The organism is Streptomyces sp. NPDC053665 (assembly GCF_055585285.1).
Genome location: NZ_JBVJKK010000001.1, coordinates 927,516 through 940,966, shown reverse-complemented (window position 1 = coordinate 940,966; position 13,451 = coordinate 927,516). Strand labels below are relative to the sequence as shown.

The 13,451-nt window shown below is 72.3% G+C and carries 11 protein-coding genes; 7 read left to right on the top strand and 4 right to left on the bottom strand.

From position 1 onward, the window contains the following. From ACZ6ZN_RS04025 to ACZ6ZN_RS04010, 4 genes are read right to left on the bottom strand one after another with little or no spacing between them, the layout of a single operon-like run. Complete coding sequence (locus tag ACZ6ZN_RS04025) at positions 1-861, bottom strand: 2Fe-2S iron-sulfur cluster-binding protein (protein WP_469642899.1); 861 nt, start codon at positions 859-861, stop codon at positions 1-3. After that, entirely contained in the window at positions 858-2,681 is a 1,824-nt protein-coding gene (locus ACZ6ZN_RS04020; protein ID WP_469642897.1) for an NAD(P)H-dependent oxidoreductase subunit E, read from the bottom strand. The genes ACZ6ZN_RS04025 and ACZ6ZN_RS04020 overlap by 4 nt, the downstream gene beginning before the upstream one ends. A 6-nt stretch (positions 2,682-2,687) precedes the next feature. Next, positions 2,688-4,613 (bottom strand): molybdopterin oxidoreductase family protein, encoded by a 1,926-nt coding sequence (locus ACZ6ZN_RS04015; protein ID WP_469642895.1) that lies wholly within the window; start codon positions 4,611-4,613, stop codon positions 2,688-2,690. Next, entirely contained in the window at positions 4,610-5,581 is a 972-nt protein-coding gene (locus tag ACZ6ZN_RS04010) for a 2-dehydropantoate 2-reductase (RefSeq protein WP_469642893.1), read from the bottom strand. The genes ACZ6ZN_RS04015 and ACZ6ZN_RS04010 overlap by 4 nt, the downstream gene beginning before the upstream one ends. 235 nt (positions 5,582-5,816) lie before the next feature. Here ACZ6ZN_RS04010 and ACZ6ZN_RS04005 point away from each other — a divergent pair, with 235 nt between their 5' ends. The 7 genes from ACZ6ZN_RS04005 to ACZ6ZN_RS03975 all read left to right on the top strand — a co-directional run bounded on the left by ACZ6ZN_RS04005 (position 5,817) and on the right by ACZ6ZN_RS03975 (position 13,450). Then, positions 5,817-7,151 (top strand): OFA family MFS transporter, encoded by a 1,335-nt coding sequence (locus tag ACZ6ZN_RS04005; protein WP_469642892.1) that lies wholly within the window; start codon positions 5,817-5,819, stop codon positions 7,149-7,151. After that, positions 7,120-7,260, top strand: a complete 141-nt coding sequence (locus ACZ6ZN_RS04000) for an MFS transporter small subunit (protein WP_469642890.1) — start codon at positions 7,120-7,122, stop codon at positions 7,258-7,260. Before ACZ6ZN_RS04005 ends, ACZ6ZN_RS04000 begins: the two co-directional genes overlap by 32 nt. 190 nt (positions 7,261-7,450) lie before the next feature. After that, positions 7,451-8,389 (top strand): beta-ketoacyl-ACP synthase III, encoded by a 939-nt coding sequence (locus ACZ6ZN_RS03995; protein WP_398109417.1) that lies wholly within the window; start codon positions 7,451-7,453, stop codon positions 8,387-8,389. Between the two features lie 147 nt (positions 8,390-8,536). Continuing rightward, positions 8,537-9,214 (top strand): GntR family transcriptional regulator, encoded by a 678-nt coding sequence (locus tag ACZ6ZN_RS03990; RefSeq protein WP_469642887.1) that lies wholly within the window; start codon positions 8,537-8,539, stop codon positions 9,212-9,214. 228 nt (positions 9,215-9,442) lie between these two features. Next, positions 9,443-10,624, top strand: coding sequence for an ROK family protein (locus ACZ6ZN_RS03985; protein WP_398109415.1), 1,182 nt, complete (start codon positions 9,443-9,445; stop codon positions 10,622-10,624). A gap of 292 nt (positions 10,625-10,916) precedes the next feature. Beyond that, entirely contained in the window at positions 10,917-12,434 is a 1,518-nt protein-coding gene (locus tag ACZ6ZN_RS03980) for a sugar ABC transporter ATP-binding protein (protein WP_469642885.1), read from the top strand. Then, on the top strand, positions 12,431-13,450 hold the full coding sequence (locus ACZ6ZN_RS03975; protein WP_451879314.1) for an ABC transporter permease: 1,020 nt from the start codon (positions 12,431-12,433) through the stop codon (positions 13,448-13,450). The genes ACZ6ZN_RS03980 and ACZ6ZN_RS03975 overlap by 4 nt, the downstream gene beginning before the upstream one ends. Position 13,451 lies beyond the last annotated feature (1 nt).

Below are 13,451 nucleotides of genomic sequence, written 5' to 3'. Positions count from 1 at the left end.
TCAGTCCCGGTTCTGTACGTGCTGGTAGCCGAAGCGGCCCTTGATGCAGAGATTGCCGTGGGTCACCGGGTTGTCGTGCGGCGAGGTGACCTTGACGATCTCATTGTCCTGTACGTGCAGCGTCAGGTTGCAGCCCACTCCGCAGTACGCGCACACCGTGGTCGTCTCCGTCTGCCGCGACGGGTCCCAGGTACCCGCCGCACGCATGTCGAACTCGGACTTGGCGGAAAGTGCGCCCGTGGGGCACACCTCGATGCAGTTCCCGCAGTACACGCACGCCGAGTCGGTCAGCGGCGCGTCGTGCTCCACGGCGATCCGCGCGTCGAAGCCGCGCCCGGCGACCGCGATCGCGAAGGTGTTCTGCCACTGCTCGCCGCAGGCGTCGACGCACTTGTAGCAGAGGATGCACTTGTCGTAGTCGCGCGCGTAGAGGTCGTTGTCGACCCGCGGCTCCTCGTCGAGCCGGGCCGCGTCCGGGCCGAAGCGGTCCGGCTTCGCCTCGTACTCCTTGAGCCACTCGGCGACCCGGGGCGTGGTGGACAGGTCGACGGAGGACGCGAGCAGCTCCAGGACGATCTTCCGGCTGTGCCGGGCGCGCTCGGTGTCCGTGCGGACCTCCATGCCCGGCTCGGCCCTGCGGGAGCAGGCGGGGACGAGGGTCCGGGCGCCCTCCACCTCCACGACACACACCCGGCAGGCGTTCTTCGGCCGCAGGGTGTCGCCCTCGCACAGGGTCGGGACGTCCTTGCCGGCCGCCCGGCACGCGTCCAGGATCGTCGAGCCCTCCGGGACCCGGGCCTCCTGCCCGTCCAGGGTGAACTCCAGCATCCGGCGCGGGATCCCCAGCGGTGTCACGGTCATGCGTACGCCCCCAGGCGGTCGATGGCGGATTCCACGGCGTTCCACGCGGTCTGCCCCAGACCGCAGATCGAGGCGTCCCGCATCGCGCGGCCGACCTCCCGCAGCAGGGCGACGTCCCCGGCGGCGCCGGCACCGGTGCGGTCCACGATCCGGCGCAGCGCCTCCTCCTGCCGCACGGTCCCCACCCGGCAGGGCACGCACTGCCCGCACGACTCGTCGCGGAAGAACTCGGCGATGCGCAGCAGCAGCCGGGGCAGGGGCACGCCGTCGTCGAAGGCCAGCACGACACCGGAGCCCAGGGTCGTGCCCGCCTCGCGCGTGCCCTCGAAGGTCAGCGGGATGCCGGTCTCGTCGGCCCGGACGAAACCGCCGGCCGCCCCGCCGAGCAGCACCGCCCGCAACCCGTCCCGCACCCCGGCCAGTGCCAGCACCTCGCCCAGGGTCGCGCCGAACGGCACCTCGTAGACGCCCGGCCGCTCCACACTGCCCGAGACGCAGAACAGCTTCGGTCCGGTCGACCCCTCCGTCCCGATCGCCGCGTACGCCGGGGCGCCCATGGTCAGGATCGGCAGGACGTTGACCAGCGTCTCCACGTTGTTCGCGGTGGTGGGCCTGCCGAACAGGCCCTTCTCCACCGGGAACGGCGGCTTCGAGCGGGGCTCGCCCCGGTGGCCCTCGACGGAGTTGAACAGGGCCGTCTCCTCGCCGCAGATGTAGGCACCCGCACCGCGCCGGATCTCGATGTCGAAGGCGTACCCCTGGCCGAGGACGTCGTCGCCCAGCAGCCCCCGGGCCCGGGCCTGCCCGATCGCGTGCTCCAGCCGGCGCAGGGCGCGCGGGTACTCGCCGCGCAGGTACAGGTAGCCCCGGTGGGCACCGGTGGCGTACCCCGCGATGGTCATGGCCTCGACGAGCGCGTACGGGTCGCCCTCCATCAGCACCCGGTCCTTGAAGGTGCCGGGCTCCGACTCGTCGGCGTTGCACACGAGGTAGTGGGGGCGGTCCGGCTGGGAGGCGGTGGCCTGCCACTTGCGCCCGGTGGGGAAGGCGGCTCCGCCCCGGCCCAGCAGACCGGAGTCGGTGACCTCGCGGATGACCCCGGCCGGCCCCAGCGCGAAGGCCCGGCGCAGGGCGGTGTAGCCGCCGTGCGCCCGGTAGTCGTCCAGGGACGCCGGGTCGACCACGCCCACCCGGTGCAGCAGCATCAGCCCTTCCTGCCCGGCCTGGGGCACCGCGAGCGAGGCGGGCGGTTCCTCGGGGGCCGAGTCGGGGGCGCTCGCCGCGAGCACGGCGCCCTCCACCGTCGCCGGGGCCGCGACCGCCGTGCGGACCGGATCCCCGGCCCTGATGGCGACTGCCGCCGGGGCACGCTCGCACAGACCGAGGCAGGGACTGCGTTCCACACTCACCCCGCCGCGCGGACCGAGCCGCTCCTCGATCCCGGCGCACAGCTCCGGCGCCCCGGCCGCCGCGCACGCCAGGTCGGTGCACACGTGCAGCACGGTCGCCGGACGCGGCCGCACCGAGAACATGGCGTAGAAGGTGGCGACCCCGTACGCCTCCGCCGGCGGCACGGTCAGCCGGCGGCACAGGTAGCCCAGGGCGCCCTCGCTGATCCAGCCGATCCGGTCGTTGATCGCGTGCAGCCCCGGCAGCAGCAGCTCGCGGCGGTCCCGGGCCTCGCGTCCGCCCCGCGCCCACCGCAGATCCGCATCGGTGCGGTCGGCGCCCTCCCAGGAGGACTCGGGAGGCCCGAGCAGGGCGTCGACGGCCGCCCGTTCCTCGTCCGTCGGTTTGCCGTCACCGAAGTGCAGGTCCACTTGCGTTCACCCCACGATGGTCGCGATGGGCAGCTTCTCGATCCGGATCGCCGACGCCTTGAACTCCGCCGTCCCGGCGATCGGGCAGTTGGCCTCGATCGTCAGCGCGTTGGTGTCCACCTCGTCGGGGAAGTGCATGGTCATGAAGGCGAGCCCGGGGCGCAGCGCGGGGTCCACCCACACCGGCGCCGTCACCGACCCGCGCCGCGAGGTCACCCGCACCTGCTCCCCGACCACCACCCCGTAGTGCTCGGCGTCCTCCGGGGACAGTTCGACGTATTCGCCGCGGCGCAGCGGGGAGGCGTAACCGCCGCTCTGCACCCCGGTGTTGTAGGAGTCGAGGCGCCGCCCGGTGGTGAGCCGGACGGGGTACCGCTCGTCGGTGAGGTCCACGGGCGGGTCGTGCCGCACGATCCCGAACGGCGCGAGCCGCCCGCGCCGGGCCGGCTCCGGGTCCCACAACCTGCCGTGCAGGTACGGCGGTTCGAGCCCGTCGGTGCTGGGGCAGGGCCACTGGATGCCCTGGTGCTCCTCCAGCCGCTCGTAGGTCATGCCGTAGTGGTCCGGCGAGAGGGACCGCAGCTCGTTCCACACGGTCTCGGCGTCGGCGTACTTCCAGTCGTGGCCGAGGCGGGCCGCGAGGTCGCAGAGGATGTCGATGTCCTCGCGGGCCTCGCCGGGCGGGGTGACGGCCCGGCGGACGCGCTGGACGCGCCGTTCGCTGTTGGTGGTGGTGCCCTCGGTCTCCGCCCAGCCGGCCGTGGCGGGCAGGACGACGTCCGCCAGCTCGGCCGTCCTCGTCAGGAAGATGTCCTGCACGACCAGGAAGTCGAGCGCCTTCAGCCGCCGTACGGCCTGCTCGCTGTCGGCCTCCGACTGGGCCGGGTTCTCACCGATGCAGTAGACGGCCCTCAGGCTGCCGTCCTCCATCGCCTCGAACATCTCGGTGAGGTTCAGGCCGTAGTGGGGCTGGATGACGGTGTCCCAGGCCGATGCGAACTTCAGCCGCGTGTCGGGGTCCAGGATGTCCTGGAAGCCGGGCAGCCGGTTGGGGATCGCGCCCATGTCACCGCCGCCCTGCACGTTGTTCTGCCCGCGCAGCGGTTGCAGCCCCGATCCCCAGCGGCCCACGTGCCCGGTGAGCAGGGACAGGTTGATCAGGGCGCGCACGTTGTCGGTGCCGTTGTGGTGCTCGGTGATGCCGAGCGTCCAGCACAACTGGGCGCGCTCGGCCCGCGCGTAGGCGTGGGCCAGCTCCCGGATCGCCGCGGCCGGTACGCCCGTCACCTTCTCGGCGAGGGACGGCGTCCACGGCTCGACCAGGGCCCGGTACTCCTCGAAGCCGGTCGTGGCCCGCTCGACGAACGCCTCGTTCACCAGCCCGGCGTGGATGATCTCGCGGCCGATCGCGTGCGCCATCGGGATGTCCGTGCCCACGTTCAGGCCCAGCCAGCTCTCGGCCCACTCGGCGGTCGACGTCCGGCGCGGATCCACTGCGTACATCCGGGCGCCGTTCCTGATCCCCTTCAGCACGTGCTGGAAGAAGATGGGGTGGGCGAAGCGGGCGTTGGAGCCCCACATCACGATGACGTCGGTGTGCTCGATCTCCTCGTACGACGACGTGCCGCCGCCCGAGCCGAACGCCGCCGACAGCCCCGCCACGCTCGGGGCGTGGCAGGTGCGGTTGCAGGAGTCGACGTTGTTGGTGCCCATGACGACCCGGGCGAACTTCTGCGCCACGTAGTTCATCTCGTTGGTGGCGCGGGCGCAGGAGAACATGCCGAAGGCGCCGCGGTTGCGCTCCAGGCCGCGGGCCACCCGGTCCAGGGCCTCCTGCCAGGTGGCGCGGCGGAACGGCTCGTCGCGGGAGTCCCTCACGAGCGGGTGGGTGAGCCGGGTGTAGGTCCTGGGGGTCCGGTCGCGTTTCCTCATGCGGCGCTCCTCAGCGCGAGCAGGTCCGAGAGGGCGTGCACGGTGCGCAGGGTGGGCACGTCCACGCCGGTGATCTCCGCCAGTTCGACGACGGCCGCGAGCAGGACGTCGAGTTCGAGCGGTTTGCCGCGCTCCAGGTCCTGAAGCGTGGAGGTGCGGTGGTCGCCGACCCGTTCGGCGCCCGCGAGCCGGCGCTCGACGGAGACCCCGACCTCGCACCCCAGGGCCTCGGCGACCGCGAGGGTCTCGGTCATCATGATCTCGATGACCCTGCGGGTGCCGCCGTGCCGGCACATCTGCCGCATGGTCGCGCGGGCCAGGGCGCTGATCGGGTTGAAGGAGATGTTGCCGAGCAGTTTGACCCAGATGTCACTGCGCAGGTCCGGCTCGACCGGGCACTTCAGGCCGCCCGCCCGCAGGGCCTCGGAGAAGTCGAGGCAGCGCGCCGAGCGGCTGCGGTCGGGTTCGCCGAGGGAGAACCGGGTGCCCTCCACGTGCCGTACGACGCCCGGCCCTTCGAGTTCGGTCGCCGCGTAGACGACGCAGCCGACGGCCCGTTCGGGCGCGAGCACCGCACTGACCGCGCCGCCCGGGTCCACGCTCTCGATCCGGCGGCCGTCGTGGGGGCCGCCGTGCCGGTGGAAGTACCACCAGGGGATGCCGTTCTGGGCCGCCACCACGGCCGTGCCCTCGTGCAGCAGGGGCGCGACGAGCGGCCCGCACGCCGCGTACGCGTTGGCCTTCAATCCCAGGAAGACGTAGTCGGCCGGGCCGACCTCGCCGGGGTCGTCGGTGGCGTGGGGGTGCGCGGTGAAGTCGCCGCGCGGGCTGAGCACCCGGACCCCGTGCCGCCTCATGGCCGCCAGGTGCGGTCCACGGGCGATGAGATGCACGTCGACGCCCGCGCGGTGGAGCGCGGCGCCGACATAGGCGCCGATGGCACCGGCACCGAGAACTGCGACTTTCACGAAGGCACTCCGTTCGGTTCGAGGGATACCGCGGAGGTGGGGGGCCAACGGCGGCTGTCCGGCCCGCCCTTGGCTCATGCAGGACTTGTGTCGACGAAATATTGTCTACAGTATGGAAGTTGCCGCGGCAAGGGTCCGCGCGCCGACCGTTCGGCGCATGCCGGGTACCGCTCGTCGCACACGGATCGCGGACCGCCTTCTCAACGCGGTTGCGGAGTCCTACCGTCCGGGGTTCATGAGTCCCCCCGTCGCACCCCCGGGCTGGAGCCGCTGGCTCGTTCCGCCCGCCGCTCTCTCGGTCCATCTCTCCATCGGACAGGCCTACGCCTGGAGCGTGTTCAAGCCACCGCTGGAGTCCGCGCTCGGCCTCAGCGGCACGCAGAGCGCGCTGCCCTTCCAGCTGGGCATCGTCATGCTGGGACTGTCCGCCGCGTTCGGCGGCACGCTCGTGGAGCGCAGGGGCCCGCGCTGGGCCATGACCGTCGCCCTGCTCTGCTTCTCCTCCGGGTTCCTCCTGTCCGCGCTGGGCGCGTCGTCGGAGCAGTACTGGCTGATCGTCCTCGGCTACGGCTTCGTCGGCGGCATCGGACTCGGTATCGGCTACATCTCCCCGGTCTCCACCCTGATCAAGTGGTTCCCGGACCGCCCCGGCATGGCCACCGGCATCGCCATCATGGGGTTCGGCGGCGGCGCGCTCATCGCCTCGCCGTGGTCCGCGCAGATGCTGGAGTCCTTCGGATCCGACAGCTCCGGCATCGCGCTGGCCTTCCTCGTGCACGGGCTGTCGTACGCCGTCTTCATGCTGCTGGGTGTGCTTCTGGTCCGGGTCCCGCGTCCTGCCCCCGAGGAGCGGGCCACCGCGACGCAGACCCCCGTCGGTCCGCAGGTCTCCGCGAAACAGGCCGTCCGCACCCCGCAGTTCTGGCTGCTGTGGGTGGTGCTCTGCCTGAACGTCACCGCCGGCATCGGCATCCTGGAGAAGGCCGCGCCGATGATCACGGACTTCTTCGCGGACACCTCCACTCCGGTGTCGGTGACCGCCGCCGCCGGATTCGTGGCGCTGCTGTCCGCGGCGAACATGGCCGGCCGCCTCGGCTGGTCCTCGACGTCCGACCTGATCGGACGCAAGAACATCTACCGCGTCTACCTGGGCGCCGGCGCCCTGATGTACACCCTCATCGCCCTGTTCGGCGACTCGTCCAAACCCCTGTTCGTCCTGTGCGCGCTGGTCATCCTGTCCTTCTACGGAGGCGGATTCGCCACGATCCCCGCCTATCTGAAGGATCTGTTCGGTACGTACCAGGTCGGCGCCATCCACGGGCGGCTGCTGACCGCCTGGTCCACGGCCGGGGTGCTCGGGCCGCTCATCGTGAACTGGATCGCCGACCGGCAGGAGGAGGCGGGCCGGCACGGAGCGTCCCTGTACGGGCTGTCCTTCGTCATCATGATCGGCCTGCTCGTCGTCGGCTTCATGGCCAACGAACTGGTCCGGCCCGTCGCCCCGCGTCATCACATCCCGGCACAGAGGGAGGCCGCGCATGTCGAACGACAGCAGTCAGAGTCCGCCTAGCCCGGGCCGCCGGTGGCTGATCGCCTTCGCCTGGGTGTGGGTGGGGGTGCCGCTCGCCTACGGGTTGTACGAACTGATCCGGAAGGCGACCCAGCTGTTCACCGGCTAGGGACGGTCGTCCGGACCGGGCCGGCCGGCAGGGCCGGGAGGTCGTTCGACAGGTGTCCGGACGTCCGAGGTGCTGACGGAAGCCGACAACCCGGGCGACCGTTTCCTGTCGCCTCGGCTGCCGTCGTACCCGTGAGTCACTGTTCAGACTGGTGGACCCGCTACCCAAGGCAACGAGGGGGACCCGCCCAATGAACGGCTCGCGCATCGCCGCCGTCGGCCACTACCAGCCCGCCAAGGTGCTCACCAACGAGGACCTGGCGGGCCTGGTGGACACCAGTGACGAGTGGATCAGGAGCCGGGTGGGCATCCGCACCCGCCACATCGCCGGACCCGACGAGCCCGTCGACGAACTCGCCGCACACGCCGCTGCCAAGGCCCTCGCCTCGGCCGGGCTGACCCCGGCCGACATCGACCTGGTACTGGTCGCCACCTCCACCGCCGTCGACCGCTCGCCCAACGCGGCCGCGCGGGTCGCCGCCCGCCTCGGCGTCCCGCAGGCCGCCACCATGGACCTCAACGTCGTCTGCGCCGGGTTCACTCACGCCCTGGCCACCGCCGACCACGCCGTCCGCGCGGGCGGGGCGAGCCGGGCGCTGGTCATCGGCGCCGACAAGATGTCCGAGGTCACCGACTGGACCGACCGCAGCACCTGCGTCCTGGTCGGCGACGGGGCCGGGGCCGCCGTGGTGGAGGCCGCCGGAGAGGCGGGCATCGGGCCGGTGCTGTGGGGGTCGGTGCCCGAGATGGGGCACGCCGTGCGGATCGAGGGCACCCCGCCGCGCTTCGCCCAGGAGGGGCAGAGCGTCTACCGCTGGGCCACCACCCAGCTGCCCCCCATCGCGCGCCGGGCCTGCGAGCGCGCCGGGCTCGCACCGGCCGACCTCGCCGGGGTGGTGCTGCACCAGGCGAACCTGCGCATCATCGAGCCCCTCGCCGAGAAGATCGGCGCCGTGAACGCGGTCGTCGCCCGCGACGTGACCGAGTCCGGCAACACCTCGGCCGCGAGCATCCCGCTGGCCTTCTCCAAGCTCGTCGAGCAGGGCGCGCTCACCTCCGGCGACCCGGTCCTGCTGTTCGGCTTCGGCGGGAACCTGTCCTACGCGGGACAGGTCGTGCGCTGCCCCTGAACGCCGGGTCGATGTGACGCGGTCGACTCCCCGAAGCCCTGGCACCGGTGCGCCGTAGACTGTAGACGAAAGACAATCGATACTGGATCCGCGGCGACACGGGCTTCCGCCGCGCTCCGCACGGCTCAGCCGAGGAGGGGGACCGCGATGCTGTCGACAGGACTGCCCCAGGGGGCGGTACCCAAGCTGGAACGCCCGGGACCGCTGCGCGACCGCGTCTACGAGGCGCTGCTCGAACTCATCACCACCCGCGCCCTCCAGCCCGGTCAGCACCTCGTCGAGAGCGAACTCGCCGGGCACCTGGGCGTGTCGCGGCAGCCCGTGCGCGAGGCGCTCCAGCGGCTCAACACCGAGGGGTGGGTCGATCTGCGGCCCGCCCAGGGCGCGTTCGTGCACGAGCCGACGGAGGAGGAGGCCGACCAGCTCCTCACGGTCCGTACGCTCCTGGAGGCCGAGGCGGCCCGGCTGGCCGCGGCGAACGCGGACAGCGCCGGCATCGCCGACCTGGAAGCCCTGTGCGCGGCAGGGGAGAAGGCCGTCGAGGCCGACGACGTGGACGGCGCCGTCGCCGTGAACGCCCGCTTCCACGCCAAGATCATGGAGCTGGCCGGCAACGCGGTCCTCGCCGAACTCGCCGCGCAGGTCGACCGGCGCGTGCGCTGGTACTACACGCCGGTGGCCCGGCAGCGCGGCGGGCAGTCCTGGATCGAGCACCGCGAGCTCATCGCCGCCGTGGCCGCGCGGGACGAGCAGCGGGCCACGCACCTGATGCGCGAACACACCGAGCACACCCGGCGGTCGTACCACGCGCGGGAGCGTTCCTAGGCACGGGACGGGCGGGCAGACGCCTGCCGGAATGTCCTCTTCGCCGGATGAGGGAAGGTCGTCTCCCCGTCTTTGTCCTCTGAGTGGAAGAAGTGGGCGGCAATTCCTGCGCGACTTCTTCCCAGCCCCGGCAGCCACTGCTACGTTCCCTCCGAAAGCACGCCACCGACGGTGGCGGAAAACCGGCGCGCAGAGGCCGAAAGAGGCGGGGAGGGGCTCGTGAGACGTATGACCGCACGACCCGGGAACGCTCACCAGGCCCGACTCCTCAGGCTGTTGCGCGACGGCGGCCCCAACTCCCGCGCACAGCTGGGCGACCAGGTGGACCTCTCCCGGTCCAAGCTGGCCGTGGAGGTGGACCGGCTGCTGGAGACGCGGCTGGTCGTGGCCGACGGACTCGCCGCCTCGCGCGGCGGGCGCCGCAGCCACAACATCCGGCTCAATCCCGAACTGCGCTTCCTCGGCGTCGACATCGGCGCGACCTCGATCGACGTCGCCGTCACCAACGCCGAGCTGGAGACCCTCGGGCACATCAACCAGCCCATGGACGTGCGCGAGGGACCGGTCGCGGTCTTCGAGCAGGTCCTGGCGATGGCGGCGAAACTGCGGGCCTCCGGGCTCGCGGAGGGGTTCGACGGCGCCGGCATCGGCGTCCCGGGCCCGGTCCGCTTCCCCGAGGGCATCCCGGTGGCACCGCCGATCATGCCCGGCTGGGACGGCTTCCCCGTGCGGGAGGCCCTCAGCCAGGAACTCGGCTGCCCGGTCATGGTCGACAACGACGTGAACCTGATGGCGATGGGGGAGCAGCACGCGGGCGTCGCCCGCACCGTCGCCGACTTCCTCTGCGTCAAGATCGGCACCGGCATCGGCTGCGGCATCGTCGTCGGCGGTGAGGTCTACCGCGGTACGACGGGCAGCGCCGGCGACATCGGGCACATCCAGGCCGTGCCCGACGGCCGCCCGTGCGCCTGCGGCAACCGAGGCTGCCTGGAGGCCCACTTCAGCGGAGCGGCCCTCGCCCGCGACGCCCTGGAGGCCGCCCAGCAGGGGCTCTCCCCGGAACTGGCCGCACGGCTGGAGACCGCCGGTGGCCTCACCGCCGCCGACGTCGCCACCGCCGCGGCCGCCGGGGACGCCACCGCCCTCGAGCTGATCCGGGAGGGCGGCAACCGCACCGGCCAGGTCATCGCCGGCCTGGTCAGCTTCTTCAACCCGGGCCTGGTGGTGATCGGCGGCGGGGTGACCGGCCTCGGCCACACCCTGCTCGCCGCGATCCGCACCCAGGTCTACCGCCAGTCGCTGCCCCTGGCGACCGGCAATCTGCCCATCGTCCTGGGCGAGTTGGGGCCCGCGGCCGGGGTGACCGGAGCGGCCCGGCTCATCAGCGACCACCTGTTCTCTCCCGCGTAGTCCCTCCCGACAGCACGGCAGCACAGCACCCGGCACAGCCCACCGCATCCCGGCACAGCCCACCGCATCCCGGCACGCCCACCGCATCCCGACACGGCCCACCGCCCCAGTACGGCCCACCGCCCCAGTACGGCACCGCCCCAGTACGGCCCACCGCACGCACCCGCACCGCACCGCACCCGGTCCAGGCACGGCTCACCCGGCACGGCGCCCTGCTTCGCCCTGCCCCTGCGCCGCACACGTCTGCCCGGCAAGCGCCCTGTCACCGGCCCGCCCGCCAAGGGGAATCCGCATGGCACCAGAACCACCGCTGCTCAGCATGTCCGGCATCACCAAGTCCTTCCCCGGAGTCCGGGCCCTCGACGGCGTCGACCTCGACGTCCTGGCCGGCGAGGTGCACTGCCTCCTCGGCCAGAACGGCGCCGGCAAGTCGACCCTCATCAAGGTCCTGGCCGGCGCGCACCAGCCCGACACGGGCGTCATCCGGTGGCGCGGCGAGGAGGTCACCCTCCGGTCGCCCATCGCCGCCATGCGGCTGGGCATCGCGACCATCTACCAGGAACTCGACCTGGTGGAGCACCTCTCCGTCGCGGAGAACGTCCACCTCGGGCACGAGCCGACCGCGGCCGGCTTCGTCGTCCGGGGCCGGGTGGCGAAGGAGTCGACCGCCGCGCTGCTGAAGCGGCTCGGTCACGGGGAGATCGATCCCGCCCGGCTCGTCGGGGACCTGTCCGCGGCGCAGCAGCAGATCGTCTCCATGGCCCGGGCGCTCTCCCACGACGTGCGGCTCATCGTGATGGACGAACCGTCCGCCGCCCTCGACCCGGACGAGGTGGACAACCTCTTCCGCATCGTCGGCGACCTGACCGCCGCGGGCGTCGCCGTCGTCTACATCTCCCACCGCCTGGAGGAGATCCGCCGCATCGGCGACCGGGTGACCGTGCTGAAGGACGGCCGGGCCGTGGCGAACGGACTGCCCGCCGAATCGACCCCTACCCGCGAGGTCGTGGCCCTGATGACCGGCCGCAACGTCGAGTACGTCTTCCCGGAGCGGCCCCTGACCCCGCCGGCCGCCGAGCCCGTCCTCACCGTGCGGGGGCTGTCGAGGCAGGGCGAGTTCGAGACGCTGGACCTGGAGGTGCGGCCCGGTGAGATCGTCGGCCTGGCCGGACTCGTCGGCTCGGGCCGCTCCGAGATCCTGGAGACGGTCTACGGCGCCCGCAGACCGACGACCGGTCAGGTGCTGGTCGACGGGCGGGTGTTGAAGCCCGGCAGCGTGCGCGCCGCCGTCCGCGCCGGACTCGGGCTCGCCCCCGAGGAGCGCAAGGCGCAGGCCCTGCTGATGCTGGAGTCCGTCACCCGCAACGTGTCGGTCTCCTCCATGTCCCGCTTCTCGCGCGGCGGCTGGGTCGACCGGGGCGCCGAACTCGGGGCCGCCCGGGCCGCCACCCGCGAACTGTCGCTCAGACCCGACAACCCCTCCGTGCCCGTGCGGACCCTGTCCGGCGGCAACCAGCAGAAGGCCGTGCTCGCGCGCTGGCTGCTGCGCGGCTGCAAGGTGCTGCTGCTCGACGAACCCACCCGAGGCGTCGACGTGGGCGCCCGCGCCGAGCTCTACGCGGTCATCCGCCGCCTGGCCGACGAGGGCCTGGCCGTGCTGCTGGTCTCCAGCGAGGTGCCCGAAGTGCTCGGCCTCGCCGACCGCGTGCTGGTCCTGCGCGAGGGCCGGGTCGTCCACACGGCGCCCGCGCGCGAACTCGACGAACACCGCGTACTCGACCTGGTCATGGAAGGAAGCCCGGCGTCATGACGCAGCCCGTCTCCCCGCCGCGGGACAGCAGCACCACGAAGGTGTCCCAGGCCCAGCCCCCCGCCTGGCGCGGCCTGATGGCCCGCGCCGACGTCCGCACCCTGTCCCTGCTCGGCGTCCTCGCCGTGCTGGTCCTCATCGGCGGCATCACCAAGCCCGACGAGTTCCTCGACACCCGCAACCTCCAACTCGTCCTCACCCAGGCGTCCGTGATCGGCGTCGTCACCGTCGGCATGACCTTCGTCATCGTCTCCGGCGGCATCGACCTGTCGGTCGGTGCCATCGTCGCGCTCGCCTCGGTGTGGGCCACGACCGTCGCCACCCAGGAGTACGGCTTCCTCGGCATCCTCTTCACGGCGGTCGTCGTCGGCGTCGGCTGCGGGCTGGTCAACGGGATGCTCATCGCCTACGGCGCGATGGTGCCGTTCATCGCGACCCTCGCCATGCTGGCCTCCGCCCGGGGCCTCGCCCTGCAGATCACCGACGGCAAGACGCAGATCGTCACCGTGCCGTCGGTCCTGGACCTCGGCGAGCGCGACGCCTACGTGCTGGGCGTCCCGCCGCTGGTGCTGGTGTTCGCCGTCGTCACGGTGATCGGCTGGCTGGTGCTCAACCGCACCACCTTCGGCCGCCGCACGGTCGCCGTCGGCGGCAACCCGGAGGCCGCCCGGCTCGCCGGCATCGACGTCCGCCGCCAGCGGCTCTACCTCTACCTGCTGTCCGGGCTGTGCTGCGGCATCGCCGCCTTCCTGCTGATCATCCTGTCCGGCTCCGGCCAGAACACCAACGGCAACCTCTACGAACTCGACGCCATCGCCGCCGCGATCATCGGCGGCACGCTCCTGACCGGAGGCCGCGGCACCATCACCGGCTCGGTCCTCGGCGTCCTGATCTTCACCACGATCACCAACATCTTCGCCCTGAACAACCTGCAGAGCGACGTCCAGCAGATCGCCAAGGGCGCGATCATCGTCGCCGCCGTGCTGGTCCAGCGCCGTACCGCGAGCACGACCTGAG

Coding starts and splice junctions, on each gene's coding strand:
- ACZ6ZN_RS03985 (WP_398109415.1), top strand. CDS start 9,443: ATGACCGCACGACCCGGGAACGCTCACCAGGCCCGACTCCTCAGGCTG.
- ACZ6ZN_RS04025 (WP_469642899.1), bottom strand. CDS start 861: ATGACCGTGACACCGCTGGGGATCCCGCGCCGGATGCTGGAGTTCACC.
- ACZ6ZN_RS04005 (WP_469642892.1), top strand. CDS start 5,817: ATGAGTCCCCCCGTCGCACCCCCGGGCTGGAGCCGCTGGCTCGTTCCG.
- ACZ6ZN_RS03980 (WP_469642885.1), top strand. CDS start 10,917: ATGGCACCAGAACCACCGCTGCTCAGCATGTCCGGCATCACCAAGTCC.
- ACZ6ZN_RS03995 (WP_398109417.1), top strand. CDS start 7,451: ATGAACGGCTCGCGCATCGCCGCCGTCGGCCACTACCAGCCCGCCAAG.
- ACZ6ZN_RS03990 (WP_469642887.1), top strand. CDS start 8,537: ATGCTGTCGACAGGACTGCCCCAGGGGGCGGTACCCAAGCTGGAACGC.
- ACZ6ZN_RS04015 (WP_469642895.1), bottom strand. CDS start 4,613: ATGAGGAAACGCGACCGGACCCCCAGGACCTACACCCGGCTCACCCAC.
- ACZ6ZN_RS03975 (WP_451879314.1), top strand. CDS start 12,431: ATGACGCAGCCCGTCTCCCCGCCGCGGGACAGCAGCACCACGAAGGTG.
- ACZ6ZN_RS04000 (WP_469642890.1), top strand. CDS start 7,120: ATGTCGAACGACAGCAGTCAGAGTCCGCCTAGCCCGGGCCGCCGGTGG.